General features: G+C 42.9%; 24 protein-coding genes and 2 pseudogenes. 16 read left to right on the top strand and 10 right to left on the bottom strand.

Translation table 11 applies throughout. The features are described from left to right. Nucleotides 1-98: 98 nt before the first annotated feature. On the bottom strand, nt 99-416 hold the full coding sequence (gene tnpA, locus OC193_RS25335) for an IS66 family insertion sequence element accessory protein TnpA (RefSeq protein WP_048659126.1): 318 nt from the start codon (nt 414-416) through the stop codon (nt 99-101). A gap of 51 nt (nt 417-467) precedes the next feature. On the opposite strand from tnpA, the gene OC193_RS25340 reads away from it, so the two are divergent. The 7 genes from OC193_RS25340 to OC193_RS25375 all read left to right on the top strand — a co-directional run bounded on the left by OC193_RS25340 (nt 468) and on the right by OC193_RS25375 (nt 4,904). Then, complete coding sequence (locus OC193_RS25340) at nt 468-782, top strand: hypothetical protein (RefSeq protein ID WP_048659127.1); 315 nt, start codon at nt 468-470, stop codon at nt 780-782. A gap of 1,290 nt (nt 783-2,072) precedes the next feature. Then, nucleotides 2,073-2,795: a hypothetical protein gene (locus tag OC193_RS25350; RefSeq protein WP_230852425.1), complete on the top strand. Its 723-nt coding sequence runs from the start codon at nt 2,073-2,075 to the stop codon at nt 2,793-2,795. 65 nt (nt 2,796-2,860) lie between these two features. Beyond that, nucleotides 2,861-3,040 carry a hypothetical protein gene (locus tag OC193_RS25355; RefSeq protein WP_048659129.1) on the top strand — a complete coding sequence of 60 codons (180 nt, stop codon included), beginning with the start codon at nt 2,861-2,863 and terminating at the stop codon, nt 3,038-3,040. Between the two features lie 229 nt (nt 3,041-3,269). Further along, nucleotides 3,270-3,653, top strand: a complete 384-nt coding sequence (locus tag OC193_RS25360) for a hypothetical protein (RefSeq protein ID WP_132714722.1) — start codon at nt 3,270-3,272, stop codon at nt 3,651-3,653. An 11-nt stretch (nt 3,654-3,664) separates the two neighbouring features. Further along, a complete protein-coding gene (locus tag OC193_RS25365) occupies nt 3,665-4,087 on the top strand; it encodes a DUF2513 domain-containing protein (protein ID WP_048659132.1) in 423 nt (140 codons plus the stop codon). Nucleotides 4,088-4,110: 23 nt separating this feature from the next. Beyond that, nucleotides 4,111-4,260 (top strand): hypothetical protein, encoded by a 150-nt coding sequence (locus OC193_RS25370; protein ID WP_155407272.1) that lies wholly within the window; start codon nt 4,111-4,113, stop codon nt 4,258-4,260. Nucleotides 4,261-4,655: 395 nt separating this feature from the next. Next, a complete protein-coding gene (locus OC193_RS25375; RefSeq protein WP_048659133.1) occupies nt 4,656-4,904 on the top strand; it encodes a hypothetical protein in 249 nt (82 codons plus the stop codon). Here OC193_RS25375 and OC193_RS25380 read toward each other — a convergent pair. Beyond that, nucleotides 4,850-5,257, bottom strand: a pseudogene (locus tag OC193_RS25380) (IS21 family transposase); the annotation flags it as partial. The gene OC193_RS25375 and the pseudogene OC193_RS25380 overlap by 55 nt on opposite strands. Nucleotides 5,258-6,142: 885 nt before the next feature. Between OC193_RS25380 and OC193_RS25385 the strand changes: the two are divergent. Continuing rightward, nucleotides 6,143-6,463 (top strand): type II toxin-antitoxin system MqsR family toxin, encoded by a 321-nt coding sequence (locus tag OC193_RS25385; RefSeq protein ID WP_048659135.1) that lies wholly within the window; start codon nt 6,143-6,145, stop codon nt 6,461-6,463. A 21-nt stretch (nt 6,464-6,484) separates the two neighbouring features. After that, nucleotides 6,485-6,895, top strand: coding sequence for a type II toxin-antitoxin system MqsA family antitoxin (locus OC193_RS25390; protein ID WP_048659136.1), 411 nt, complete (start codon nt 6,485-6,487; stop codon nt 6,893-6,895). Between the two features lie 133 nt (nt 6,896-7,028). On the opposite strand, the gene OC193_RS25395 is transcribed toward OC193_RS25390, so the two are convergent. Beyond that, nucleotides 7,029-7,244, bottom strand: coding sequence for a hypothetical protein (locus OC193_RS25395; RefSeq protein WP_017087580.1), 216 nt, complete (start codon nt 7,242-7,244; stop codon nt 7,029-7,031). Nucleotides 7,245-7,577: 333 nt separating this feature from the next. On the opposite strand from OC193_RS25395, the gene OC193_RS25400 reads away from it, so the two are divergent. From OC193_RS25400 to OC193_RS25425, 6 genes are all read left to right on the top strand, one after another. Continuing rightward, the gene (locus tag OC193_RS25400) at nt 7,578-8,042 is read left to right on the top strand and encodes a hypothetical protein (protein WP_048659137.1); all 465 of its coding nucleotides are present in this window, start codon (nt 7,578-7,580) and stop codon (nt 8,040-8,042) included. A 92-nt stretch (nt 8,043-8,134) separates the two neighbouring features. Beyond that, the gene (locus OC193_RS25405) at nt 8,135-8,419 is read left to right on the top strand and encodes a hypothetical protein (protein WP_048659138.1); all 285 of its coding nucleotides are present in this window, start codon (nt 8,135-8,137) and stop codon (nt 8,417-8,419) included. Nucleotides 8,420-9,295: 876 nt separating this feature from the next. Then, nucleotides 9,296-9,682, top strand: coding sequence for a DUF7659 family protein (locus OC193_RS25410; protein ID WP_048669564.1), 387 nt, complete (start codon nt 9,296-9,298; stop codon nt 9,680-9,682). Nucleotides 9,683-9,758: 76 nt separating this feature from the next. After that, nucleotides 9,759-10,094, top strand: a complete 336-nt coding sequence (locus tag OC193_RS25415; protein ID WP_048659140.1) for a hypothetical protein — start codon at nt 9,759-9,761, stop codon at nt 10,092-10,094. A gap of 55 nt (nt 10,095-10,149) precedes the next feature. Continuing rightward, nucleotides 10,150-10,593, top strand: a complete 444-nt coding sequence (locus tag OC193_RS25420; RefSeq protein WP_048659144.1) for a lytic transglycosylase domain-containing protein — start codon at nt 10,150-10,152, stop codon at nt 10,591-10,593. Between the two features lie 590 nt (nt 10,594-11,183). Further along, entirely contained in the window at nt 11,184-11,543 is a 360-nt protein-coding gene (locus OC193_RS25425; protein ID WP_016790675.1) for a hypothetical protein, read from the top strand. 18 nt (nt 11,544-11,561) lie between these two features. Here the strand turns inward: OC193_RS25425 and traI are convergent, their stop codons facing one another. The 4 genes and pseudogenes from traI to OC193_RS25445 all read right to left on the bottom strand — a co-directional run. Continuing rightward, nucleotides 11,562-17,339 carry a conjugative transfer relaxase/helicase TraI gene (gene traI, locus OC193_RS25430; RefSeq protein WP_261978816.1) on the bottom strand — a complete coding sequence of 1,926 codons (5,778 nt, stop codon included), beginning with the start codon at nt 17,337-17,339 and terminating at the stop codon, nt 11,562-11,564. Between the two features lie 107 nt (nt 17,340-17,446). Then, nucleotides 17,447-18,073, bottom strand: coding sequence for a hypothetical protein (locus OC193_RS25435; RefSeq protein WP_048660765.1), 627 nt, complete (start codon nt 18,071-18,073; stop codon nt 17,447-17,449). A 94-nt stretch (nt 18,074-18,167) separates the two neighbouring features. Further along, complete coding sequence (locus OC193_RS25440; RefSeq protein WP_048669562.1) at nt 18,168-19,691, bottom strand: hypothetical protein; 1,524 nt, start codon at nt 19,689-19,691, stop codon at nt 18,168-18,170. 455 nt (nt 19,692-20,146) lie between these two features. Beyond that, a pseudogene (locus OC193_RS25445) lies at nt 20,147-20,358 on the bottom strand (type IV secretion system DNA-binding domain-containing protein); the annotation flags it as partial. 250 nt (nt 20,359-20,608) lie between these two features. On the opposite strand from OC193_RS25445, the gene OC193_RS25450 reads away from it, so the two are divergent. Continuing rightward, the gene (locus OC193_RS25450; protein ID WP_048660757.1) at nt 20,609-21,553 is read left to right on the top strand and encodes a 3'-5' exonuclease; all 945 of its coding nucleotides are present in this window, start codon (nt 20,609-20,611) and stop codon (nt 21,551-21,553) included. 3 nt (nt 21,554-21,556) lie between these two features. Here OC193_RS25450 and OC193_RS25455 read toward each other — a convergent pair whose 3' ends face one another. The 3 genes from OC193_RS25455 to OC193_RS25465 form a co-directional block, all read right to left on the bottom strand. Beyond that, entirely contained in the window at nt 21,557-22,135 is a 579-nt protein-coding gene (locus OC193_RS25455) for a hypothetical protein (RefSeq protein ID WP_048660756.1), read from the bottom strand. 333 nt (nt 22,136-22,468) lie between these two features. Continuing rightward, nucleotides 22,469-22,654: a hypothetical protein gene (locus OC193_RS25460; RefSeq protein WP_185066807.1), complete on the bottom strand. Its 186-nt coding sequence runs from the start codon at nt 22,652-22,654 to the stop codon at nt 22,469-22,471. A 181-nt stretch (nt 22,655-22,835) separates the two neighbouring features. Further along, on the bottom strand, nt 22,836-23,366 hold the full coding sequence (locus tag OC193_RS25465) for a hypothetical protein (protein ID WP_048660755.1): 531 nt from the start codon (nt 23,364-23,366) through the stop codon (nt 22,836-22,838). Nucleotides 23,367-23,382 lie beyond the last annotated feature (16 nt).

Consider the following 23,382-nt stretch of genomic DNA (forward strand, 5'->3'; position numbering starts at 1 on the left):
GGTGTCACTTTAGATAATCGCTGCGAGGCCATTGATGGACTTTCTAAAATCGACACTCTCACGGTAGAGATAAATCTCTGGTGCGCTGAGCATATGTTTCATGACAAGGCCCCAATGAGTTCTGCCAGGTAGGCAGCGGGCGTGCCTTGAGGAATGCTCAATTCCACATCATTGATGAGAAGTGTCATGTTAGCGGTGGCTATTTGAGCTTGATATTTCGTTGTCTTTTCGACGACCTCTGCCCGTACAAAGCCTTGAGAGATATTCGCTTTTTTAAGTTGCTGGCGCTTAGCATAAAACGTTGAGGGGTTGAGTTCATTGAGCTTACAAAATGCAAGCGTTGACAATGAACTCGATTCAGACTGCTCGATGAGCGTTTGCCATTCTTGATTAGTGTGTCGTTTTCCCCATTTCAAATCTCCTCATGGTCGGAGACTTGATCTTATTCTTCGCGCTAGGCGATTAGAATGCGGGTTTTATGGAGCGCTTACTTTGTTAGCATTAAAAAATCAATAATAAAAATGGAGTCTTCCTTTATGTTACTGAGAAATTTTATCGATACTAAAGCCTTGTCTTGGCCATTGGCTCCCCATCTAGAAATGACTAAGGTGGGAAAGCTGACTCTTTATCTTTCTCCTGATATCCCAGAACGAAAGTTTTCAATTGATGAGTTACTTGCTGAGGTGAAGTTGTCTAAAAAGCAGACTAAATTATGGGCGGCTTATTTCCGGGATCTTGCTAGCGAGTTAGATTCTCTTCATGACGAGAGTAATATCAAGTAAGCTGAAACATTTTTGGTGCTCTCGATAGGGAAACCAAGGAATGATTAAATGAAAATAGTTAAACAATTAATCAGACAGTTACGGTCAGTTAAACAGTAAGTTTATGGCGTGACTGGAAAAAATAATGGAGCTTCATTGGACCTATGCGTTTAAGCTTTGAATTTACCGTTGAATGTAAAAACTGACGCGCGATTGCTTGTCGGCTTTGTCCTGTCTCTACATGCAAGCATATAGCAACCAGCACAAACCTATCTTAATGGAGTTGAATTTGAATATAAATGAATGGGTGTGTATCGAGGACGGAGAGGGTGATTACGTGATCGAGCGTTTTGAAGTTCGAATGAAAGGGAGAAAGCCATTGGTGATCAATAATCCGTCTTTTTCGAAACTGATCTTTGTCACCCAACAATATCTCAATTGCTCTCTTAACATGACCAAGGAGCTCATTAGGCGAACCGTTTTAAATTCGTCAGAACCATTCACCATAGAAGAGTACGTCAAGTTGGTTGAATATCTTGAGAGAAACTAAAGTGAGTCATTCAAAGAGTGTGTCACTTACCTGGTCTTAAGTGAAAGGAGCGTTTTTTCCTAACTTTTGCTCCGTGGCCAACACAGTTAAATCTGTCTATTCTACTTCCATCATAGCGGCCAACACTGCTAGTCTTTCTTTTGGCTCTAACGCTTGGTAGTTTTTAGCCCATCATTGGGCTTTTCGTTTAATGCGTAGTCGGTCGGTAAAGTTAACCCCTGCATAAGCTGACCAGTGCAAACTATCGGCTTCGTAATTCATCCACAATTTTTCTCGTCTCACACCACCCCGTGTCATGTCCGCCAGTCCGTTAATAGCGAGTCGTATAATTCGGCCGGATACCCTGAATGCATGATTTTGACCCCGCGTCCAGATAGGAATTTGAATTGGGTTAGTCGTTCAATGTGTTGCTCTATCGTGAGTTCTTTTCGATAGCGTTTGTTTGAGGTTCTTGTTTCATGTTAGGTAATAAGAGCCTTGAAACCACGTTAAGACTTATAGAGACAGATACTGTGAGTATGCTAGCAATTGCAGATATGGCTTTTTAAAATGTGCTAGACATATATGACGGGTGTATGTAGGTAGTGTGCTTTTATTAGCTACAAACAAGTGAGCCACCCTCGAAAGGGTGGCTCTTAAACTCGCTACCTGTTGTCAATACTGTTTCCAGCGGAAGAGGACAGGGCTATCACAACAAGAGGATTTACCTCAGTTGCGTCTAATAATACACAACCTTGATACAGAGGGCAAATAATTTGGATTTGGAAGAGATCAAGCAAGGGCTTTCTACAGAAAAACTAGAGACCTATCGTCAGGTGCTCGACTGTAAATCTGATAGTGAGTTAATAGCCGTCTATATGGCAATGCAAAGTATAATGTCTCAGTTTTTCTCAGTAGTTCAGCTACTTGAAGTGACGTTGAGAAATTCAATCCATAAATCAGCAACAGAATGCTTTGAAGATGATGAATGGTATAAGCGAATTCCTCTAAGTCAAGAGTCTAGAAAACAAGTCGATTTTGCAGAACAGCAGTGTTTAAAGGATGTAGGCGCTCGATATACCAGTAACGATCTTGTTTCTCGATTACCGTTTGGATTTTGGGTTCACATGTTACACCGAGACTACAACAACCCTCGTAACAGAGATCATAACCTATGGCAAACACAGTTGGATAAGTGTTTCCCGAACGCTAGAGAGAAGAGAGTTAAACTCAATACACTATTTCAGAAAATGGGAGCATTAAATAAGTTCAGGAATCGTTTATTCCATCATGAGCCAGCATGGAAAGGTAGATCCACTCGAAACCGAGTTGATGCTATTGAGTTTCTTCTAAAAATGTTCAACGAGCACACGGACGCTATTTACTTACTATCCACTTCTAAACGAGATCTTATTACAGTGTTAGGGTTTGAAGATAAATTCAATCAAGAGTGTAATATCAAAAGCTTAGAACGTTTTGAGGCGTTGTTATCTCCCACGAATTGAAATAGTGGTGATTAGCAAGCTAGACATATTTGACAGGTAAATAAATCGGAGTGTACTAGACCTATATGGCGGGTAAAAATATTACAGAGTTTCAACTTATAGCAAACGCTAAAGGTTGGAAGTTTGAAGAAATTGCAAAACGTTGGGGTAAGTCAGAACGTCAGCTATCACGTATAGCAAAGGCAGGGGAGCAGCGGGATTTAGACGCTGTGAACGGCTTGCCAGATAAGAATAAAGTGAAGTAATAGGGGAAAATAAAAATGGAAATTAGGCAAATACCTTGGGTTGAGCTAAAGCGTAATCTTGAAGAGGTTGGCGTAGAGTATGGAACAAACAAGGCAGTATACCGTTATATCCAGTCCTTAAATGCTAGCGTACGTTTAAGCTTGAAGTCTAAAGGTTACACTAGTAAGACCGTTACACTCATAGATGGAACCGAGCTTTATGCTTGGGTTCAAGCATAAGGGGAATATCATGGCAGAAAAATGTTCTTTTTGTGGTGCTCTTTTTACAGTTGTGGAAGTTGGAGGCGGTGGGGTTTGTGGAGCTTGTCGCGAGCCTATTGATTGCCCTTACTGCCACAAAACGGTTCGGGAAGAGCGTACCACAGGAACCTTTACTACAACTCTTGTAAAAAACCCAAGCAGTCCTTTATCGCAATATCTGGGGATTACGGATAAAGAATTGGATAAAATGGACGTTGAACTTAATGCAAATACAGGTAGTCATGAAGAAATGACTTACTGCTATTGGTTTGAAGTTCCAGAAGGTACTCCACAGGAGACCCTAGATAAAACGGGGTGGAAAATTGGAGATGTTATCGATGACATTCCAGTTTCGGTTGTTGAAGTTGAGTAGAGGAAAAATTAATGAGAATTGATTATGAATATTTGAACAACGTCTTAACTCTAATTCTGGATAGTGGAAAAAGTGACTTCAAGCTCAATGTTGCACCATTTCAAGCATTGTGGCCAAAGGACGACGAACAAGCCTTAGATAAACTAGTTTTTCATCTTGAGATATTAGCTGACCAAAATTGCCTAGAGTCTGCACTTACGAAGAAAGACGGTATTGGCTTTAGAAGAACTGGCTCAGGATGGATAGTTAGTATTATACCTTTGCGGCTCACTGCTCATGGACATCAATTTGCAGCCGACTTAACTAAGCCAACAGTAATCGACCAGTTAAAAACGTCATTCTCAGATGCTGGGCCTAATGAGGTTGTAAAGATCGCATTTGCTTTAAGCAAGAATGTACTTGAGAAAAAGTTGAAACAATTAACCGATCTTTGAGGGAAGTGATGCAACTAAATTCTATGGAATGGTTAGAGGTTGAGTTTGAATTACAACTTGAACCTGAAAGTGATTTAGAATATTTGAAAAATGCCGTAGCAGAAACAGTTGTAGATAACGAGTCTGACTTTTTTCCTATCATTGGTGCTATCTGTGCACAGTTAAATGATTAAGCTAATTATGCCACTGATAGTTTTGCTGTTGATCAGGTTGATTTTGATGAACCATTTCATCTAGAAGAAGGACGCCCTGTTGGAACTGGTTCCCTTCAAGCTAGTTTTGAATGGACGGCATACTATGGTTGTGATGATTTGGACTTACACGATGAAGCACAAGAAGTTTGAGAATTTAACCTTAACGGGCAGACTCTGAATTTTAGGATTCAACTTCCAGAAGATAGATTGGACGAATTTTAGAGGGAATAAGATGCTGTTTCGTACAAATGATAGCTTTTTAACGAATGGTTGGTTTTGGCTTGGCTTGTTGATTTGCGCGGTACTTATAGCAATGTTATTTACCAAGTACAAAAACCAAAGGTAGAGGGAAAAACGTGATTACAGATACTTATATGTATAACGAAAATTTGACGATTCGCACCAGTGATAAGATCGAACGCTACCCACAAAAAACAGCCGATGGTAACGAAATCGTGGTTGTTTATGTTGACGAGGTTGAATTTAAAGGTGCTGGCGGTAAGTGGTCTAAACAAGGCTTCCGTTGGGCTATTGTAGAGCCTCACTTAACCGAAGAAGAGGTCAAAAACTGGCGCATCGAAGGCGTCATGGTTTTGTTCCAAGCTTTGTATAAACGGCAGTAGTGATTATAGCTGTAGTGACCATCGCTATTACGTTCGGCGTATTCTTCCCATAAAAGCTGAAGTGTCATGGTTTTAGAGCGAAGCTGCTTATGGACATCGGCCCAATCGGGTAACGCATACTTTTTAGGAGCCACTGTCGTTTTGAGGAACTCTCTGCTCAACATGGCATCGTCCCAGCCTTCCAGCAGTGGCCATTGGGAAATACCAAGTTGTGAGGCTCTATTCGCATATCGCGAGACGACTGAAGCTGAGATAGACAAGCTTCGAGCTATTTGTCGATGGCTAAGTTTTGCACCGTATTTTAAGCGCAGGATTTCTTTAAGTTTTCTCATAGTGATAGATGGTGTCGGCATATTGTTCCCAAAAAATCGAAATAACGATATTTAGGATAGGATTTCACACATCTATGAGGCGGGAAAAATAACATCGATGGAGATCAGGTAATAACATCGACACTGAAAAGTGATCTTCATCGATGGTAATTGGTGATCTCCATGAATGATACTAAGCGATCTCGATGGATGTTATTAGGTGATCTGCTTAGATGAAAATACGCATGTTGGATAACTACGGTGTTAATGAAGCTACTTTATTTCCAGACCTTGACGGGCTAGCTCGGTATGTAAACAGAAAGACTAAAGAGATGAAGCAATAGATTGGCTCAATGGATTATGGAAAGGTGTATTTCACCTTAATCGTATGGGTACGATTAAGGTTGTTTATGGGGGCGGTTTGGGTATTAGAGTTAGTGCGCAGCAAAAAAATGCGATGTTGATTATACATTACATTGAACTGAATCACGGTAAGCATACACCAGTACACACTAGCTATCTACGTAAACAGGTTAGTAAGTCACTGTGTAAAGAATTAACCTCAAATCATTTTTTGGTCGGTTTAAGAAAGTTGTCAGACAATGGTTATTTGGTTTATCAGCCGAATGAAAACAAGTTGCTAAATTCTTCTGCTAAAGAGAATGAGAATATGTGGCAACTTACTAGCAAAGGTCGGATATATGCTGAGGAATTACATTCTTCCAGAATGCGCCCTAAACGAACTTACACCAAGAAATCAAACAAATGAAACCGTGTCCATTGAGGAGTAACTTTGTGTACTTCTACATAGAATACGTTTTCATTGGGCTTTAGACTCAGTACCATACAAGTTTTATAAGTGTAAAATTACTTGACACTATTGGCTTATACATAAATAATAACCCTTAAAGGGTAATGGGGCTTGCAATGACAACCAGCTTTACTACTCCAAGTTACGATCTTTATTTGATAAAAAAAACATTCTCTAAAGTTGATAAGCTTCGGTTTACAAAGTCAGCTCGTCAGGGGTACGTAGAGCTAGGTATGGATGAACAGGATGTGGTGGACGTAATAAAATCATTACAACCATCCGACTTCTATAAAACCATGCCATCCGATAAGCGACCTGATCTTGGCTACTTTGATGTTTATCGAACGTCTTGGTGTGGCGTCGATATCTACACTAAATTTCAAGATATCGGAAGCGGCTTTATCAGTATGTACATTGTCTCTTTTAAGAGAAAATAATTGTTTGTAGAGGCACATAGTATGGGTAACTTTAACGGTAAATCTTGTCCTTTTTGTGGCGAAGGTGTTATGAATCGAGAAAATCGTGATACCGAATACCACTACAAAGGACACACACTATTAATCCAACAGCCAGGCATACACTGCTCCTGCTGTGAAGAAGCGATTCTTGAGCCTGATGATGTAAAATTCAACCGTATTGATATTCAAGCATTTAGGGCAAGAGTCGATGGAATTATTGAACCGAAAAAAATTCGTAGTATCCGAAAAGCACTAGGGCTAAATCAAAAGGACGCTGGAGAACTATTTGGTGGCGGACACAATGCTTTTTCTCGTTACGAACGAGGGGAGCTAGCCCCTCCTAAAGCATTAAGTATGTTGTTAGACCTTTTGGATTCACACAAAGAAATCCGAAAGGAGATCTTAAAATAAGAAACCTCTTACAAAAAGAAGCAACCTCATCGGTGCTTCTTTTTGACCGCATTATTGGAGTTATGTACAGCCGCGTTACTCCATCACGAAGAACGCCTCCCGACGGAGGCGTTCTTTTATATACATTTCAACGTTAAGCAGGATCTTCCAAGTTCGCCTTATCTGCTTCCACAAAAGGCTTGAATTCATCGTGAGTAATGCGCGTTTTGTTTAGCTCTTTCTTTGCTGTCCATTGCGTATTATCTATTAGATACTTTCTGTTGTATGCCGATTTGGATTTACTAACTAGCCCCAAATGATAATCCATTTCATGATCTTCACTAAAATTCACATATTCCCAATCATTCATTACGTATAACCTTTTTATTTCACCCATTAAGGTGCAACTATTGCACCATATTCAAATGTGGGCACTGAAACTACTCTTTTCAAGAGCTACTAGGCAAAAAATCCGGTGTTTATTAGGTCCATTATGGTAAATAGACCAATTAAGGGTGATTTTATTCGTCACGGAAGGGGATGCTTACAGGACCTTATCGACGGCTTTTTTATCATCATGGTTTAAGGTCGATGTGAAGGGCTGCGTTGTGATGAAGGCTTGAGTTGGGCGTTACCCTTCGGGCAAGGCTTTTTGCTTGTATCTTTCATCTATGGCCTAAGAGTGACATCACCCTGACTCCTCATGGCGCAACAAAACTCAACCCTAACTCTCCCTAAAATGCCAAACAGCGACCAACGTTTCGCCGTTGGGCACGAAAGCTCACCAAAAAATGATGCCTCTTTGTCTGAATCTCAATATGGATTTATCCAACTTTTTTGCTCTGAGGGTGTTAGAGCTCAGTGTCCAGGTACAAATGATGAAGCTTGTTTTGACTACATCAAAGAAAAAGTTTGGCATGTTACGGAAGGCTCAAGTCTTCATTTTGTTGCTCAAACTGACTACGTTCACCCTGATAAATTTTTCAATGCTTTACTAAAAAGCACTCTAGTTAAGATTTACACACTGTTATCTGACGACGAGCCTGACTTAAAACCAGAGTGGGAAGGAACTGTGGAGGAGCTTGAAAAATGCGATGTGTTTGAAAAATTAGACACTTGGAATGCGTTTGATGGTGAGGGTTATTGGCTTGGAACATCGGAATTTTAAAGTCATGGCCATCTCATTCACGCCCATTTTGGCGTGAATGACTTCCCTAGCGTAATGCAGTAAACTAAAGACAATTAAATAAGGTTTCTATTATGTCTGAATCAAGCAAAGTTACATTAAGCGTTGAAGAGCTGATCAACCTAACCGCTCATGCTGCCACTCAAGAGCAGTTAAATGATACGCGGAAAGAACTCGATCAGAAGATCGAAGCGGTTCGTAATGAGCTGAAATCTGATATTCAAGGGGTACGGAATGAGGTCCTGGGGGTTCGTAATGAAGTGAGTTCCCTTAAAAACCTCGTTATTGCTACTGCCTTTGCGATGATTGCGACGGTAGCCGGTGCCGCGTTTTGGGTTGGCAGTCATATCACCGCTTAATGTACAAATATGTTTTCTGAAATGCCTCTTATCCTAGAGGCATTTTTTTGTCCTCATTATGTCCTCGAACGCTTCAACACTCGCGCTAAAAGAAGTTGAGCCAAAGGCTCGACCGCAAGCGGTCGTCAAGCCGGCTCTCAGTGCCACAGTGCGTCCATTTGCTCGATGTTTGATTGTATTGCCTTGTCATGGGGTTGCTTTATGGGGTTGTGGCTTATAGGGCTTGATAGGCGGCTTTTTTATCATAATGATTTAAAGCCTATTTGAAGTGCTGTGTCTTGATAAGGGCTTGAGTTGGGCGTTACCCTTCGGGCAAGGCTTTTCGCTGGTATCTTTCATCTATGGCCTAAGAGTGCCATCACCCTGGTGTGTCACTGCGTGCCGCCCCAGGGAGTGCCTCTCTACAGCCCCTATCTAAAAGGATATCGCTGCAATCCTGAACGCACTCCTCTCACTGCGTTCGTTGCGCCTCGTCGTGCCTCCTCGTTGCTCTCCCTGCCTTTGAATAAGTTCGAGTAAGGCTTGTTTTCTTATGCGCCGATTTCCTTTCACTCGCATCATTTACGGGTTCGCAGGCTGTTAACCGTCTCTCCCCACAACCTGATTTGCAAGGGTAAATGAACGCTGCGCGCCCTTGCAAAGCAGAACGATGTTGAGAGAGCGGACAGCCAAGCGGCTCCGAAAAGTGATACTCAAACAAAAGGAAAATCCTCATGGCGCAACAAAATTCAAACCTAACTCTCTCTAATTCAAATTCAGTGACCAGCGTTTCGCCGCTGGCCACGAAAGCTCACCAAAAAATGATATCTCTTTGGGCGCTGATTCTAATTCGTAGCGCTCAGGCTTTTTTCTGTTTTTAATGAAAGGAACGACACAATGAAATATCTCTCACACTATATTCAAGACAAACAAACTCAGGCTTTTAATGAGACCGGGACGTTCTTTGCTTTTTCTAATCAACAATTCGATGAGGCAAAAAAAGAGGGCGTGAAATATGCGTCACTAGGTATGGGGTTAATTTGCCCAGTTGATAATGCCAAGCAATTAATGATCCGTTTGGATTCTATCGCTCAAGAAGGGATCGCTGAAGATATCAAAGAGAATGGTAAAAAGGCGATCATTCGCCGTGAGTTATTTAATCATGAGTGTTTCTACACCAATGATATTTGTGATTGTGTGGAAAAGCTCGAAGGGTATGGCATCACTTACGATGAAATTTATGAATTGTTTAATCATATTCGTAAAACGGAAGACGTTTATTAGGCGTTAACATTAAAGCGCCTTGATATTTGTTCCATCAAATATCAAGGCATGTTCAATCACATCGGAGTTAGATTTAATGAACATTCTGAATGCTACACAAGATAGAGAAGAAACAAAAGCAAAATTTTACATGTGTACGGCCGTGCCGTTCTCGCTGGGTAAAGTGGTCTATACGCAAGGTATCCAATTATTACTAGAGAATAATGTCGGTGTTAACTTGTCGATTTATTTGCAGCGTCACCAAAATGGGGATTGGGGAGAGACTTGCATTGAAGATAAAATTACCAATGACGAAGCTACCAAAACAGGCGAGCGAGTGATATCGAGTTATACGGTTTGTAAACAGTCTGTTTGGATAATAACCGAACGTGACCGCAGCGTGACCACAATTTTATTATCTTGTGAATATTGATATCTCAATGGGATGGCATAAAATGAGAGTCCTATTATCAGGGCTCTTTTTTATGATGAAACCATTACTTTATCTTTCGTTGTTATCGCCGTGTTTCAGTTGGGCTTTTTGCTTTGATGAGGCAGGGCGATTTTATAATGTCGATCCACAGCTTTTAAAATCCATTGCAACGGTAGAGAGCAGCTTAAAACCGAATGCGTACAATGAAAATAAAAACAAAATCGGTCAAGTGATCAGTCGTGACTTTGGATTGATGCAAATTAATTCCCATTGGTTTGATCGACTATCCGAATTTAATGTGAATGAAACAAGCATCTATAATCCTTGCTTTAATGTTCATCTTGGAGCGTGGGTATTAAGTTCTAATTTTTCTAGTCATGGTTATAACTGGAACAGCGTCGGCGCTTATAATGCGGGTTTTTCAAAACGCACTGAGAACGCCAGAAAAATATACATCCAAAAAGTCCAATCGGTTTATTTTAAGATGAACGTTCAATAAAAGACCTCGCACCATAACGGTGCAAGGTCTTTAGCTTTTCCTCTCGCTTTCTTCCCTCAACTTTCAGATCCCCCGCATCCCTCGTTCGTCAGATTCATTCGCCACCTGGTCGGCTTTTGTCTTTCGCTGTCAGTTTTTCCCGCTGCTTTGATTAAGGAACTCAGGTCATTCGTTCTGAGTTGTTGGTTAGTTGAGTTGGTGACCACACACCACGGCACATTGATTTCAATGTGAATGGTTGTCTGTGAGAAATATAAAGATAATAAAAACAATGACTTATTTAGGTTGTTGAAGGTGAAATAGAGCGAAAAAAAATTTTCAAAATCTCAACTAATTAGCCGCTGAAATCTCAGTGTAAAAATATATAATCACATTGAATTATCATTGATGCCTTTCTGTATAAGGGATTGCGGTTATTTCAATCTAAATCCAATGGGATTTAATTGAATTATTATTTATCCCTTTATAGGTAAGGCTTTGGCGGTTTTTTTAAAACTAAGTACAATGGGTTTACATTGAGATTTTATTGGATTTCATTGGGGTTTAAAAGTGGACTTCATTGACATTCATTGAGGAGAAAAGGCTAAATTATGTCGCGTTCTTACCCTTTACAAAGCTCCCTTCGAGGGAAGCTAGAGCAAGATTTTAAGAAGTTCAGAGATAGAGAAAAGTTAAGTGATGCTGAGGCAACTCGTCAGCTTTTCACCTTGGCGTTGCGTATCAAACTGAATGACAGTGACGATGAACGGCCGTCGAACCGTGAGTTGATGGAAGAAACGTATCGTAGAGTTAGGCAAGTACAAGGCGTGCTAAATTTAAATTTGGCGCATAGCTTTGATGGGGAGGGGTATTATAAGAATAAAGCGGATTCGATTGAGCAAAGAAAATCCAATACCGCTTTGGTTGATAAAAGCGTCGATGAATATCTTGAAGGCGAAAAAAAAGGGTAGCCATTGGCTACCCTTTTATTATCGCTCTAACTCTCTGTCGATTTCTCTGTCTTCCCAATGGCTCTCTTTCTCTGATTGATTAAATTCCATCTCTTTTTGAGGGGAATATTCTTTTGGCTCAAAGTGATCGAGTGATTGGCTGTCGGTTTCTTTTTTCTCATTATAGTTGAGGGTGTCTAATTCGCTCTCTTGATGAGAAATGAGTGGCTCACTTAATTCAATGTTATGTGCGCTGTTATCTTGCTCTAGTTTATCAAGGCATGATTTGATGTCCTCTTTAAGGTTATCGTCTGACATGAATTGAATGTCTCGACCATTAAAGTTCTCGACGATTTTCTCAATGTTGTTCGGGTTTAAATCGTGGTTGCCGTGATTTAATACAATAATGATGTTCTGTCTCAGTTCATCGGTAGAGATGTTTTGAATGTCGTTCTTATGATTGACGTTGATAATGTCAATCTGCCCTTGAGTTTGGTCTCGAATTAAAAACGAGTTTTCTATCGATGTGCTGATGATGGTGGTGTTTAAATCCTCCCCCTGATGGAATTGTGTTAATTGTTTGGATTTTGTTCCTAGGGTTCTTGGATTAATATCTAGGGAGGAGTCTTTATTTCCTTGAGTGTCTAAATAGGTCACTTCTATGGCTTTGGTTTCACCTTGTTTATTGTGGATGTTGGTTAGCATCGCAGGGTGAAGGGATCTATCTTCGGATGAATAGACCGCTGGGTGGAATTTTACATGGTTGTTTTCAATGTTATTGACACCGAGCTTGTTTAAGTACGTTTGGGCCAGTGTGTTATCCATCGGTAAGCTTTGATTGATATAATCCTTAGCCCTTTCTTCAAACTGCGCAATATGCCTTGGGGTGGTGCTCAGTAATTTTTCGTGTTTACTGTTTTCCTCCAATTGATATTTGTCCGGCTCATTGAGCATCTTGTGCGCTTCATTCATCGCGGCTTTATAATTCATTTCCTTATGACTCATGATTAGGTTAATCAATGCGCCTTTTTCGCCCGTGGTGTAGTCTTTAAAATACCCTCGATGCTCTCCTGTTAGGGTCACTTTAATGGCTGATTTACCAATGCCAAAGGTTAAGTAATCCCGGTCTGATTTGGATTGATTCGGCTGGCCTAATAACTGAACGGCGAGGCTTTCTGTGTATTTTGGTAGTTGCGTATTGATGTGCTCCCTAAATTTGTTGTAGTCAAAGTCACCGCTTTTATTTTGGAACCGGACGTCCTCATGAGGGAGGGCATTACGGTTAAAGTAAGTGGTGTCTTTGGGTGGGATTTGGTTGAGGGTTTCTATCGCACTGGCTTTATGGCTATCTTTAGAAAGCCAGCTTTTGACCAGTTGTTTTGTGTTGTCGGTATAGAGCCGAATGTGCTGACTGGCACGAGTCACATCGATACCGGCGCGTCTTAAGTTGGTCAGTGCGCCTTTGCTTTGTATCGCGCTAATGACGTGTTGATAGGTGGACCCTTGCGCCATGTCTGCGGTTCGACTGTACGCGTAGTCCCAGTGCCCGTCTTTAAGCGCATTAGGGTGAAGGTTGAGTGTTTGTCCTGTCTTAGATTGAGCGACAATACTGTCTGTAGTCGCTTGCGTGATGCGGTACTCCACGTTGGCTTTAATGCCGCGCTCTTTATCGGTAAAACGGGTGATGATTTTATCGCCCGTTGAGAGGGGTTTTTCTGACACGCTAAACAGTGTCGTGAAGGTATGGTCTCGATTGCGGGGTAAGAACGGCCTTGTCTTACCTGTACTCGCGTCTTGAAGTGTTACTACGCCATGCTCTGAATCTACGTGAGTGATTGTCGCGTACTCACCGGGTCTGGTGCTCAGTATTAAGCCTTTTTGATACGGCATCATGGTGGTGAGCTCTTCACCCGTCGCACCGATTGAGCGTAGCCGGGTTGCGATGACGTTCTCTTTGCCTAACTCACTCTTTTTCATCAATCCGACTCGGATGTATTCGGTAGTTTGGTCTCGCTCCTTGTTGGTGTAAAGAATGAGAAGTGTGTTTTCTCGCGTCTCTGGTGTGCGCTCTAGATAGTCCTTGGCGATCATATAGGGCAGTTTTTCTGTGGCTTCTAACTGCGCTTTGTGTCGGTCTTTACGGTGTTCATCCAGCGTAGAGATGACATGCTGGCGGTTGCCTTGAGTATCAGGGGCTTGCTGCTGGAGCTTATCCAGGGCGCTCTGTGGCTGCTTATCAATGATGTTTTGCGCCGCATTAAGTAAGGTGTCGTTTTGCTGACGGATGATGTCGGTCATGTAAGCGGTATCGATGCGGCCTTGGCTTATGGCTAGCTCAAAGGGTTTACCGGCACTGAGTGATAAAAGCTGCTCTTTATCGCCCAATTTGACTGTTTTGGACTGACTGTCATTGACGAGCTTTGTGAACTCATCGGCTTGCTTGTTGCTGACCATGGAGCTTTCATCGAGAAAGAACAAGGTGTGTTGATAGTCACTGGCTTCTCGATTGCCTTGCCGGATGTCAGAAAGCAAACTGTCTAGCGTTTGCGCTTTCACGCCTTTGCTTTCTAGCTCTGCAACCGCGGCGTGAGTGGGCGCAAGACCGATGACGCTTTGCTCTGGTTGCTGGCTGGCTTCTTTCACTAACTGGATAAGTTCAGTATTGGATTCAAGCATGGTGGACTTACCTGTGCCGGCTAACCCTTGGATGGCCACAAAGCTGTCCTTGGTGGTTGATATGAGGGTGATGGCGTCCTTTTGCCCTTGGGTTAGGCGAGGCTTGGTATTGAGAAAGTCTTGCACCTGTTTAGGTGTGGCAAAAGGCTGATGTTGGTCTTTACCATCATCGATGTTTTGCAAGATGCGCTTTTCAGTCTCCAGCGCGGCGTGCGTCGTCCAGCGTGTGCCGTCACTGTACTCTGCAGAGAGGGTGTCGCTGCGTTTAGTCAGTTCTGTTTCAACCTGCTCTTTGGTAATAGAGCCACCGGCTTCTTCAAAGGCGTAACGCACCGCTTCCACCACTAACGCTTTTTGGCTAAACGCCGCTTCTCGCTCTGAGAGGTGGTTCAGGGCAAAACTGACCGCTTTTTCGATGAGTGGGGCGTTTTGCGCTTTGGCTAGTGCTGACAGTGCCTGACTGACATCGTGCTTTAGCCAATCTTGGGTGGCGTCATTTAGGTAGCGGTCGTTGACGTTTTGCGTCTGTAATACACGCTCAATGGCTGACGGGGAGACTTGCTCTTTCTCAAGTACGCTTTGGGCTTTGTCCGGTTTGTCGGTGAAGATATCAAGGCGCTCTGTTTTTTCGGTCAGGTCGTTTATCAGGGGCTTAGATAAAGTAAATGCTTTACCTGACAGCAAGGTATGGGCTTTTTGCTCAATATGGTGGGCGCCGTGAACATAGTCGTATTGCAGCGGCGCGTCTTTTAAGCTCTCTAAGTTGACGCGCTGCGTTTGACCTTGGCTCTCAAGCGTGAGGCTCTCTTTGTCAGTGTGCGTGACAAGGTAACTTCGATTGGCGTCCAAACCGGCAGGGAAGTGTTTGCCTAACGTACGAAGACGTTCGCCTTGGGCGATGTTGAGGCTTTGCGGTTTGCTGATTTGCATCTTCATGCGCTTAAAGGTGCGACTGGACGGGTCAAAGGTGTGTGACTGTCCATCGCGTTTGCTGAGTGCGGTCATGGTGTTGCTCTCTTTATCGATGCTGGCGATGACAAAGCTCTGAGGTTTGTTTTTCTCCCAGTGGGTGAGTGTCATGCCTGGTTTGTAGTGTTGAACGAGGGGTTGTTGCGCTTTGGAGAGGTGGTGAGGGGTTTGAGTGAATAGGGTGGTTTCGTGTCTGGCGAGGGCGCCGGTATTTTTGAGCTGGCCCCGTATCGCTTCGGTTAACCGCCGCTGCTCGACGCTGGAGGTGGCAATCACTTGCGTGTTGGCTTTATCGGGGAGGTCGGCGTACACCCGCGCTATCCTATCGGTGTCATTGTCATGCAGTTTCACGTTGGTATGGCTGGCTCGCTTGCCGACCCAAGAATGACTCTCCACGTTGCCTTTTTGATACAGTGAGATAGCGTTATTGGCTTTAAATCCCTGGCGGCTTGATACGCGATTAAGCATCACCACTTTACTGCTCGATTGTTTGGCTTTATCGGTGAGGGCTAACAGCTCATTGGCGCTCATCTTATTGGCGTCATCGATGAGCAAGACGTCTTTATTGGTCAGCGGCGTATCGCTTTGCAATAAGCTGTGGGTGGTGTGGCGCTGCTCTGGTGAAAAGAGCTGACCGACCCAGGCGCTGAGTGTTTGACTCTTGCGCTGTACGCTCTCCATGCCCTCTGTCTTAGCTTTCACGCTTTGGGAGACCAATTGGACACGTTTACCGCTGTGATTGCCTACGTTGAGTAGCTGCTGCGCAATATCTTGTGATGAGCCGTGTACATGGACCACATGGAACTGTTTGGTGGAGTGGTACAGGTCAGTCAAGATACGCTGCTGGTTTTCAGGGATAGCAAGCTTGTTGAGCGTGCTGGATTCAACGTGGGTGCGCATGTGATGCGCCCGACCTTGGGTGCTGTCGATAAGCGCTTGTTCGTTATCAATTAAGCCTTTGGTGGTGTATTGCCCTTTTTGACTGAGTCCTATCAAGTCGCCCTGTTTAATCATTTCATCCGCGACTTTTTTGATATCAATAGCGTTGAGTTGTACGCCGCCTTTGGTGAACTCTGAGGCGGTGAGTTCAATGATTTTTTCTAGGTGTAACGCGGTGCTGTATTGCCCTAGATGGTCAATGGCTCTGCTGATGGCGGCTTTGGTTTCACCAAGTAGTGGGGTGTTTTGCGCTTCTTTCACTTGTTGCGCCATGGTGACAAGCTGGGCGGGCTCATACCCTTGCTCTTTTACGGTGCTTTGCCACTGTTTGTTGAGGCTGTCACTGCTCTGGTAGGTCTTGCTTTTACGAGTATCGAGGTTTGCTACGTCTTTCGCCGCGCGAGAGTCAAAGCCTAAATCGAGTGTGCGTTGGTCAATTTGCTGTTTGCGAGTGGATGACGCATCAAGAATAGGCTGAGGGACACCGCTGATTTCGAACTGACCGTTGCCGACGCCTCGCGTGGAATAACCGAGTGTTTCTGCCTCTTTAGCCAATTGGCTCTGGTACAAGATACCGTAGTATTTTTGGAAGTTGTAAATGCGCTCGCCAGTCCCGTTAATCACGCCCCCTTTTTGTTTTAGGCTGGATGCAAGCGTGCGAAGTTTTCCTTCTTGGTCGCGCGTCATGTTAGCGGCTAGCGCGTGAGAGTGGACCTGTGGGTCGTTTTCACGGCTGGTCTTGTGGCGTACGACCGCGAATATCATCGAGTCGGTGTTGTGAAACTCGCGCGCTCCCTCTTTGTTGATGGTAGTGAATTGTGCCACGTCTTTTTCTAGTTCTGTTAAGGCGAATTTTACAGCGTTATTGTGTGCTTCAATAAGTCGATTGTCGCCACTTACAAGCGCAAGAACACTGACGGTTTTAGGTGCAGAAAAGGTCAGGTCGAAGCCCGATTTATGATTATTTCGTTTCCCTTTAATGGTTTCACCACCAAGGTTGCCAGAGAGCACCGATTCTAGAGTGGCTTGCTCTACGGGTTTACCCGCCAGTCCCGCTTCGATGGCCAGCTTGCCATGCCAGAAGGTGTTTTCTTCCTGGTCTTTTTCCTTGAGGTAATAGTTATCGCCCGCGTCTTTTTCTAAAGAGACGTCAGGTAGGTCTTTGGGGTTTTCTTCGCTGAGGTAATATTTGGCAGCGCCAGAAGCGGATTTCAGAGGGCTAATAGAAAGCATGAGTATTTTCCTTATGCAACGTAAATTACCGCTAGCAGCAAAACTGAGCGGTGAGTGGAGGTTAAAGGGAAAGTAGAAGTAAAAACTGTGTGGACTAATTTGTTGGTTTATGGCTCAAAGCTTGAGTCGATAAATAAAACACTGCCGTAGCAAAATCGATTTAATGATGAGACATCGTCAATGAGCTCATAAAACCATTCGGGGCATTGATCATTGTTGTAGTGTTGAATAATGAGAATATTCTGCCTTGCCTCGTACATAGGGTGTCGGGTGATATAGTCAAGGATGTCAAATGCTGCGTCACTGTAAGCCATGTGACTATTAAAAATATCGTCAATCTTTTCGATGTGGTCGGAGAGCATTTCATAGCGCTCATGCGCCTTGGTTTTTGAAAAGATGCTCTCTTTTTGCTGTTTATTGAAATGGCGCGGTCGTCTCATATTCACGAGGTGAAGGGGTACATGGCGCAAAGCGCAATAATAGGACGTCAGTTTTAAAACCGTTTCTGCCTCACTGGGAAAAATCATGTTGTTGTGTGTATATCCATCCCCTGCTTTTTTGAAAAGACGAAATAGGTAGGATGGGGTGTTTACGATAACCGCATTTAAATATCTGCTTGCCTCAAAATTTGGGGGCTGGAGCAAATTTGATTGAGGGTATTTTTTGGGGGGTGATGGCTTTGTGGTACGGATTAACTTGAAAAAGTTCGGCTTGATTTTGTCTTTGATTGACATGGTGGTATTTCCTTATGTAACGCAAATTGCCGCTAGCAGCAAAGCTGAGCGGTGAGTGGAGGTTAAGGGGGAAGTGGAATTAAAAGAGGTGTGGTTACAAAATGATCCCAACACAAGCAAAGGAATTGCTAGCGGTTAACGTTCGTTCTTCGTGAATGATGACGCCATTTTCATCAATGTGAATGGATGTAATGCCCGCTTTAAATCGGTCTAACGCTATGATTTCTTCATTGGTTAAATGCTTGCCATGAGTTAAGCATTCTAGACGGTTAAAGCTATATTCATCGGCGGCCATCGCTAGTTTCGAAGAATCAGAATGCTTCATGCACTCATTGCCATACAGCCAATCTTGAGCACACTCTATATTTGGCTCTAACTGGTAAGTCATATGGTGGGTGACGCTTGCAAAAGAATGGGACTGGCTTGTCCATTTGTAGCTTACTTGAAAACAATCAACCTCATCGGGAATGACGGCATACCAACCTCGACTTTTCGGCGAGGTCTCTAAATGAACAGACACGTAGCGTTTGTTTGGCCAAAAGCGCTTTGTTTTTAGATTGCCGTTTGGTTTCGCCCAGTCGGGGCCTATAAACTCAAAATGAATGTCTGTTACCTTGTTGCTGGTCAGCTCAGGTGTCAGAAATATTCTAGGCGTAAATTGAAGGTATCGCTCCTTGGGGTATTGAGGCAAATGGATGTCGAGTTGGTGTTTAATGGCCGATTGGATCTCTGAGTGTGCTTGAGTGTAGCATTCTGACCATTCAAGACTTTTTGCCGCCTCAATGGGTGACATGCCCCGGGCATATAAATCGATATAGGGTGTCCAATCTATCTTGATGTATCGGTATGGGATTTTTTTGAGATGCGCTGCAAATGCCTTAAACCATTCTTTCCATTGGTCGTCATATTCGTTGGTCATTTTTCCGTTGAGATAATTAAGACCTTTGCGAGTAAAAGTTACGCACCTTTGATCATCGTTGAGTTCTAGGTACTCGTCTGAAATCAGTTGCTCTAATATGTCTCTGATTAGCATGCCAGAGTGTGGGTAAACATCCAAAGCGCGCTCTTTTGCTTGAGACTTGCTCAAGCTCATTCGCTTTTCTTTCATGTGCGCTAGATACTGAGTGTTGATAGGGTCCACTTGGTAATTTTTTGTTCTTGGCCACAGCCAATCTAAAAGGTCGCGGGCATAGGCCGTATTCGGGCCTAATTCTAACGTATAGGACGTTGGCGCTTTGGGTAGTGGTGGAAGTTCTTCTTCATTGCCATTCATGGCGTTTAACTCTTCGGACGTTAAGTTTCTTAGTATGACATGGGTAAAGCCTTCAATATTGTCGATGTGCTCCCCCAAGCTGACTCTGACACTTTGGATGAAAGGAATGATGGATGCTTGGTTAAATAGAATGTTGTGGGTTGGCTCGTGGTGCGTGACTGCTTGCGCTTTTAAGTCGTCCCAGTCGCCATAACCTACCGCTTGAGCGCAAATCGATAACCATGTGTTTTTTTCGGGGGCGTTGCCCTGAATGATTTCAGCGAAGGTAAGTTGATCGAATATAGTGTGTAATTGTTTCTTTAATATCGGTAGATGGTCAGAATTAAAGAGGGTCTTATTTGACATGGTAATTCCTTGATGAATGAACGTAAAAAAGCCTTGCAATGGCAAGGCTTGGAAGAGTGGTTGAGTGATTATTCGAGATGATGAGGCTCTAGGGTGTAGTCTCCATGGGGCGTTACGCTTTTCATCGATTTTCCTTTAATGAATCTCATCAATGATAGGCCTTACGTGCGCTTATGGTGCACTATAACTAAATATCTAGTCATTACTAAGATTGAGTCAGTGCACTTTTTAACACGATGGGTGCTAAGTAAATGAAAGTCAGGCCTATCGAATTCAATAAACCAAATAACGAGTACTCCATGCTGATGCTCAGGAGTAAAGCGAATCCTGCAGAGGTGAGTACGAGGTAGTGAGGAGTGTTGGGGCGTTTTTTAACAAAAAAACCACGATGCGCTTCAAACTATACAGTGATAAAGAGCCCGCGGACGCGATAGCCAACCACATGGAGATGAGCGGTCGCAGTGACGCATGCTTTTCATGTAGGTGGCCAATACCGATTTGATGGAAATCGCGATTTTCTTGATGTCTTCGATGCCAGGGCGGCGGCCTCGGTGCCTTCCAGAAAATTACCTAACGCTTCAAGCTCACTGGTCAAAATTAAACTCAATAGGCGTGCGGTCGTCGCGGGTTTATTGTCCTGGCTCATGCGAAAGGCGGTGGATGAAAAATGGTGCGTTCCTAGTTTTAATTTTTGCTGTCAGGGCGATTTCATTTCAACGACTCGAAGTGGGAGCAATCTGATACATAAGCAGTTTGAAAGTATTATCGACTTTTCTTACTCCATTGGGGTGCCCCTCTATACCTTTACAAAATAGGGCATTGATAACTTATGTGGACACTCAAACTGCAACGCTATCGACTCTCAGTTTCTATGGCTAGCTTGGTCATTCCATAGAAACTGGAAAAAGAAATTGAACATGAGTGGATACACAACTTTTAATGATGTTTTTTATGACTTCTCTGACCCTAATCATCCTGCATACAATAGCCACGACACTCAACGGCTACTGAAATACAACCATTTACTAATAGATGAGTTTAAAGACATATCACCCAATATTATTGGATTTTTTAGGCAAATAAAGAGACACCTTTCTTCTAATCAAACAAGACCGGGCGGTTCGCTCATTTGTATTGGGGATGACCTTCAATCAATTTATGGTTGGAGAGGGAGCTCTGCGCTGTACATTACGCATTTTGAGCGCTATTTCACAACAGACCATACTCATGAAAGCATATCACTAGAGGCAAACCATCGAAGCCACTCAACAATACTGACCAAAGGACAAACTTGCGCTGATAAAGTCAGAAATAAGTCCTCAAAAAGTTATAAAGTTTGTGCAAATGAAGAAAGACATGTTGATCCTGGATGTCATATTTATCCAGCCTACGAAGAAAGATTTTATTCGGATCTATACTCATACATCGACTACGAACTTGCTGCTATCACTCTTGAAAAAGAGTTGGAGAAAAGAAAACCTACGAAAGATAAGCCGATTTACATTTTATATAGATCTTTCAATAACAAATATTCAAAAAAATCTTTGAAATGGAACGACTTAATTAAGAAAAATGCTGACAAAATTAAGGTAATCAAGTCTCTAACTATTCATGCTAGTAAGGGGCTTGAGGGGGACTGTGTCATCGTGTTAGGCAACATTCCCCCCTCCAAAACAAACCCTATCCGTGAAGGACTATATTATCAATCCCCTGATATCTCATCTACTTACTATGAGATGCAAGTAGATGAGGGTCATCGACTTGCATATGTTGCAATTACTCGTGCTAAACAAGTTTTACACTGGTTTTTCCAGTCCAACAGTAGCAGTGATAACTTAGCTCATTATCTACTAAATGAATGAGATTTATTCCAATGGATGCGTGGGCGGTGCTGCTGTCACTCGCTCTATCTTTTGAGGTAATGGGTTGTCAGGGAACCGCTCAACATACAACAGCCAAAGAGCATGATCTGAGGCACTAAAAGATAACTCATCACGAAGGTGATTTTTCGTAAAATCTCCGACAGAGTATCTATCAAAGCAAAACGCTCTTCTAAACAGAAGAGCTTGTGCGTATGCACCTGGGTCATTGCTGGCAAGGCTACTCATTGCTTTCTTATCAATCGAGAGCATCCTCTCTGCCTTTGTTGCTATCTGAATGAGAAACTTCACCCACTCTTGAAGGTTCGGCGAGTTAAAGTTGTGGTCAATTTTCATGCGGTTAGCTAAGTTCCGACAATCACTTAGAGTCGACCAGTCTTGTAATTGTTTAACGATGTCATTTTCTATGCTCAAAAACTGATGAACATGTTCGACAAGTTCCTCTTTAGAACAGTCAAAAAGAAATGCTTTGAATTCGTCTTTCATCTTAAGGGTCATTGGAAAAGAGGGAGCCGGATAGAATTCATTATCCTCCTCTAAATAATTGTGGTCATACTTAGGCATAAGGCCTCCTTAAATTTCTCATCAAGTTCGCCATTACTCTTGAATCGTGATATTTCATCAAGATAAGAGCGCAGATTAAACAACCGCTGACGCACTGCGTTTGTCGGGCTCACTCAACCTCTACATGCAAGCATATAGCAGGTAGAGCAAACCAATATTTATCCAGAAAGGTTAAAATGGGGTGGGTACAGTCGCCCCGTATTTGGAAAGTGAAGCCATTGAATGTTCTGCTTATTCAGGGCTCTTACCCATAAGAGGGAACGTGCAGGGGATGTATTTTCGCTTCGATATGACCGTCTTTAAATATCGTAGAACAATAGAGTTTGATCGTTTTTATAACTCAGGAAAAATTTTCTTAAGCTCACGATGGAGATTAGCTGGGCAATTTCCAATTGCGATCCAATAGTCAACAATACCTTTGATTTTGCCGATATCTGCATGACCGTTGTCATGCATAATTTTCATTAACTCTAAAGTCGGAATAGACTTCACTTCAAACGCTTCAGCTAACTCAGCCATGTCTTGATCATCTGTCACCACAGGAATATCTAACTCTAGCGCATACGCAATGTAGAGGGCATCAACCTTTTAGCGTCTCTATAAGTAAGCACGAAATGTCGCCAGTCGTTCGTCGAGCATATCGAGAACAAAGAGTGGTTCAGGTTGTTTTAACATGTCAGGGCCGCATCGTATTTTTTCATCATAGGTTATTGTCTTCGATGATGGAGGGAGAAATTGAGTGGCTAGTATGATGACCATGTGTCGTGTTTGTTTGAGTAATCACGATGGTTTCAATTGTTGTGTTTTGTTGTGTCGTTGCCAGCGTCACTGTGCCAAAACCAAGATTTGGTAAACTATTATCCCATAAAAGAGAGCCTGAAAAGGGGCATAGCGCAAATACGCATCCGTTAGAGCCGCAAATCAACATACCTTTTTCTAGCAAGAGCGTAGTGGTTCCTAATGCCTGGTACTCTTTTCCTTGTGGCTGATTTCTCCACACTTCTTGTCCTGTTAATTGGTGAATGGCGATAATGTGACCATTGGTTGCGCAAAATAATAACTCTTTAAGGTATAACGTTTTCGCGGTTTCTTTCTCTTTTGCCTCGATGGGGGAGTGCAGGAAACAAGTAAATCCTTGCTGCGTCAGTTGACTTGCCTCCTCTTTTAATGTGCCATTTTCATTACTCAATAAAAGATATTCATTTTCTTTGTGTAGGAAAAGATAACGCATTAATCGTATTTCCATA

Source organism: Vibrio crassostreae (assembly GCF_024347415.1).
In the GTDB taxonomy this organism is placed as follows: domain Bacteria; phylum Pseudomonadota; class Gammaproteobacteria; order Enterobacterales; family Vibrionaceae; genus Vibrio; species Vibrio crassostreae.

Coding starts and splice junctions, on each gene's coding strand:
- OC193_RS25340 (WP_048659127.1), top strand. CDS start 468: ATGCGGGTTTTATGGAGCGCTTACTTTGTTAGCATTAAAAAATCAATA.
- OC193_RS25355 (WP_048659129.1), top strand. CDS start 2,861: ATGGCGGGTAAAAATATTACAGAGTTTCAACTTATAGCAAACGCTAAA.
- OC193_RS25360 (WP_132714722.1), top strand. CDS start 3,270: ATGGCAGAAAAATGTTCTTTTTGTGGTGCTCTTTTTACAGTTGTGGAA.
- OC193_RS25365 (WP_048659132.1), top strand. CDS start 3,665: ATGAGAATTGATTATGAATATTTGAACAACGTCTTAACTCTAATTCTG.
- OC193_RS25370 (WP_155407272.1), top strand. CDS start 4,111: ATGGAATGGTTAGAGGTTGAGTTTGAATTACAACTTGAACCTGAAAGT.
- OC193_RS25375 (WP_048659133.1), top strand. CDS start 4,656: ATGTATAACGAAAATTTGACGATTCGCACCAGTGATAAGATCGAACGC.
- OC193_RS25385 (WP_048659135.1), top strand. CDS start 6,143: ATGACAACCAGCTTTACTACTCCAAGTTACGATCTTTATTTGATAAAA.
- OC193_RS25390 (WP_048659136.1), top strand. CDS start 6,485: ATGGGTAACTTTAACGGTAAATCTTGTCCTTTTTGTGGCGAAGGTGTT.
- OC193_RS25395 (WP_017087580.1), bottom strand. CDS start 7,244: ATGAATGATTGGGAATATGTGAATTTTAGTGAAGATCATGAAATGGAT.
- OC193_RS25400 (WP_048659137.1), top strand. CDS start 7,578: ATGGCGCAACAAAACTCAACCCTAACTCTCCCTAAAATGCCAAACAGC.
- OC193_RS25405 (WP_048659138.1), top strand. CDS start 8,135: ATGTCTGAATCAAGCAAAGTTACATTAAGCGTTGAAGAGCTGATCAAC.
- OC193_RS25410 (WP_048669564.1), top strand. CDS start 9,296: ATGAAATATCTCTCACACTATATTCAAGACAAACAAACTCAGGCTTTT.
- OC193_RS25415 (WP_048659140.1), top strand. CDS start 9,759: ATGAACATTCTGAATGCTACACAAGATAGAGAAGAAACAAAAGCAAAA.
- OC193_RS25420 (WP_048659144.1), top strand. CDS start 10,150: ATGAAACCATTACTTTATCTTTCGTTGTTATCGCCGTGTTTCAGTTGG.
- OC193_RS25425 (WP_016790675.1), top strand. CDS start 11,184: ATGTCGCGTTCTTACCCTTTACAAAGCTCCCTTCGAGGGAAGCTAGAG.
- traI (WP_261978816.1), bottom strand. CDS start 17,339: ATGCTTTCTATTAGCCCTCTGAAATCCGCTTCTGGCGCTGCCAAATAT.
- OC193_RS25435 (WP_048660765.1), bottom strand. CDS start 18,073: ATGTCAATCAAAGACAAAATCAAGCCGAACTTTTTCAAGTTAATCCGT.
- OC193_RS25440 (WP_048669562.1), bottom strand. CDS start 19,691: ATGTCAAATAAGACCCTCTTTAATTCTGACCATCTACCGATATTAAAG.
- OC193_RS25450 (WP_048660757.1), top strand. CDS start 20,609: ATGAGTGGATACACAACTTTTAATGATGTTTTTTATGACTTCTCTGAC.
- OC193_RS25455 (WP_048660756.1), bottom strand. CDS start 22,135: ATGCCTAAGTATGACCACAATTATTTAGAGGAGGATAATGAATTCTAT.
- OC193_RS25460 (WP_185066807.1), bottom strand. CDS start 22,654: ATGGCTGAGTTAGCTGAAGCGTTTGAAGTGAAGTCTATTCCGACTTTA.
- OC193_RS25465 (WP_048660755.1), bottom strand. CDS start 23,366: ATGCGTTATCTTTTCCTACACAAAGAAAATGAATATCTTTTATTGAGT.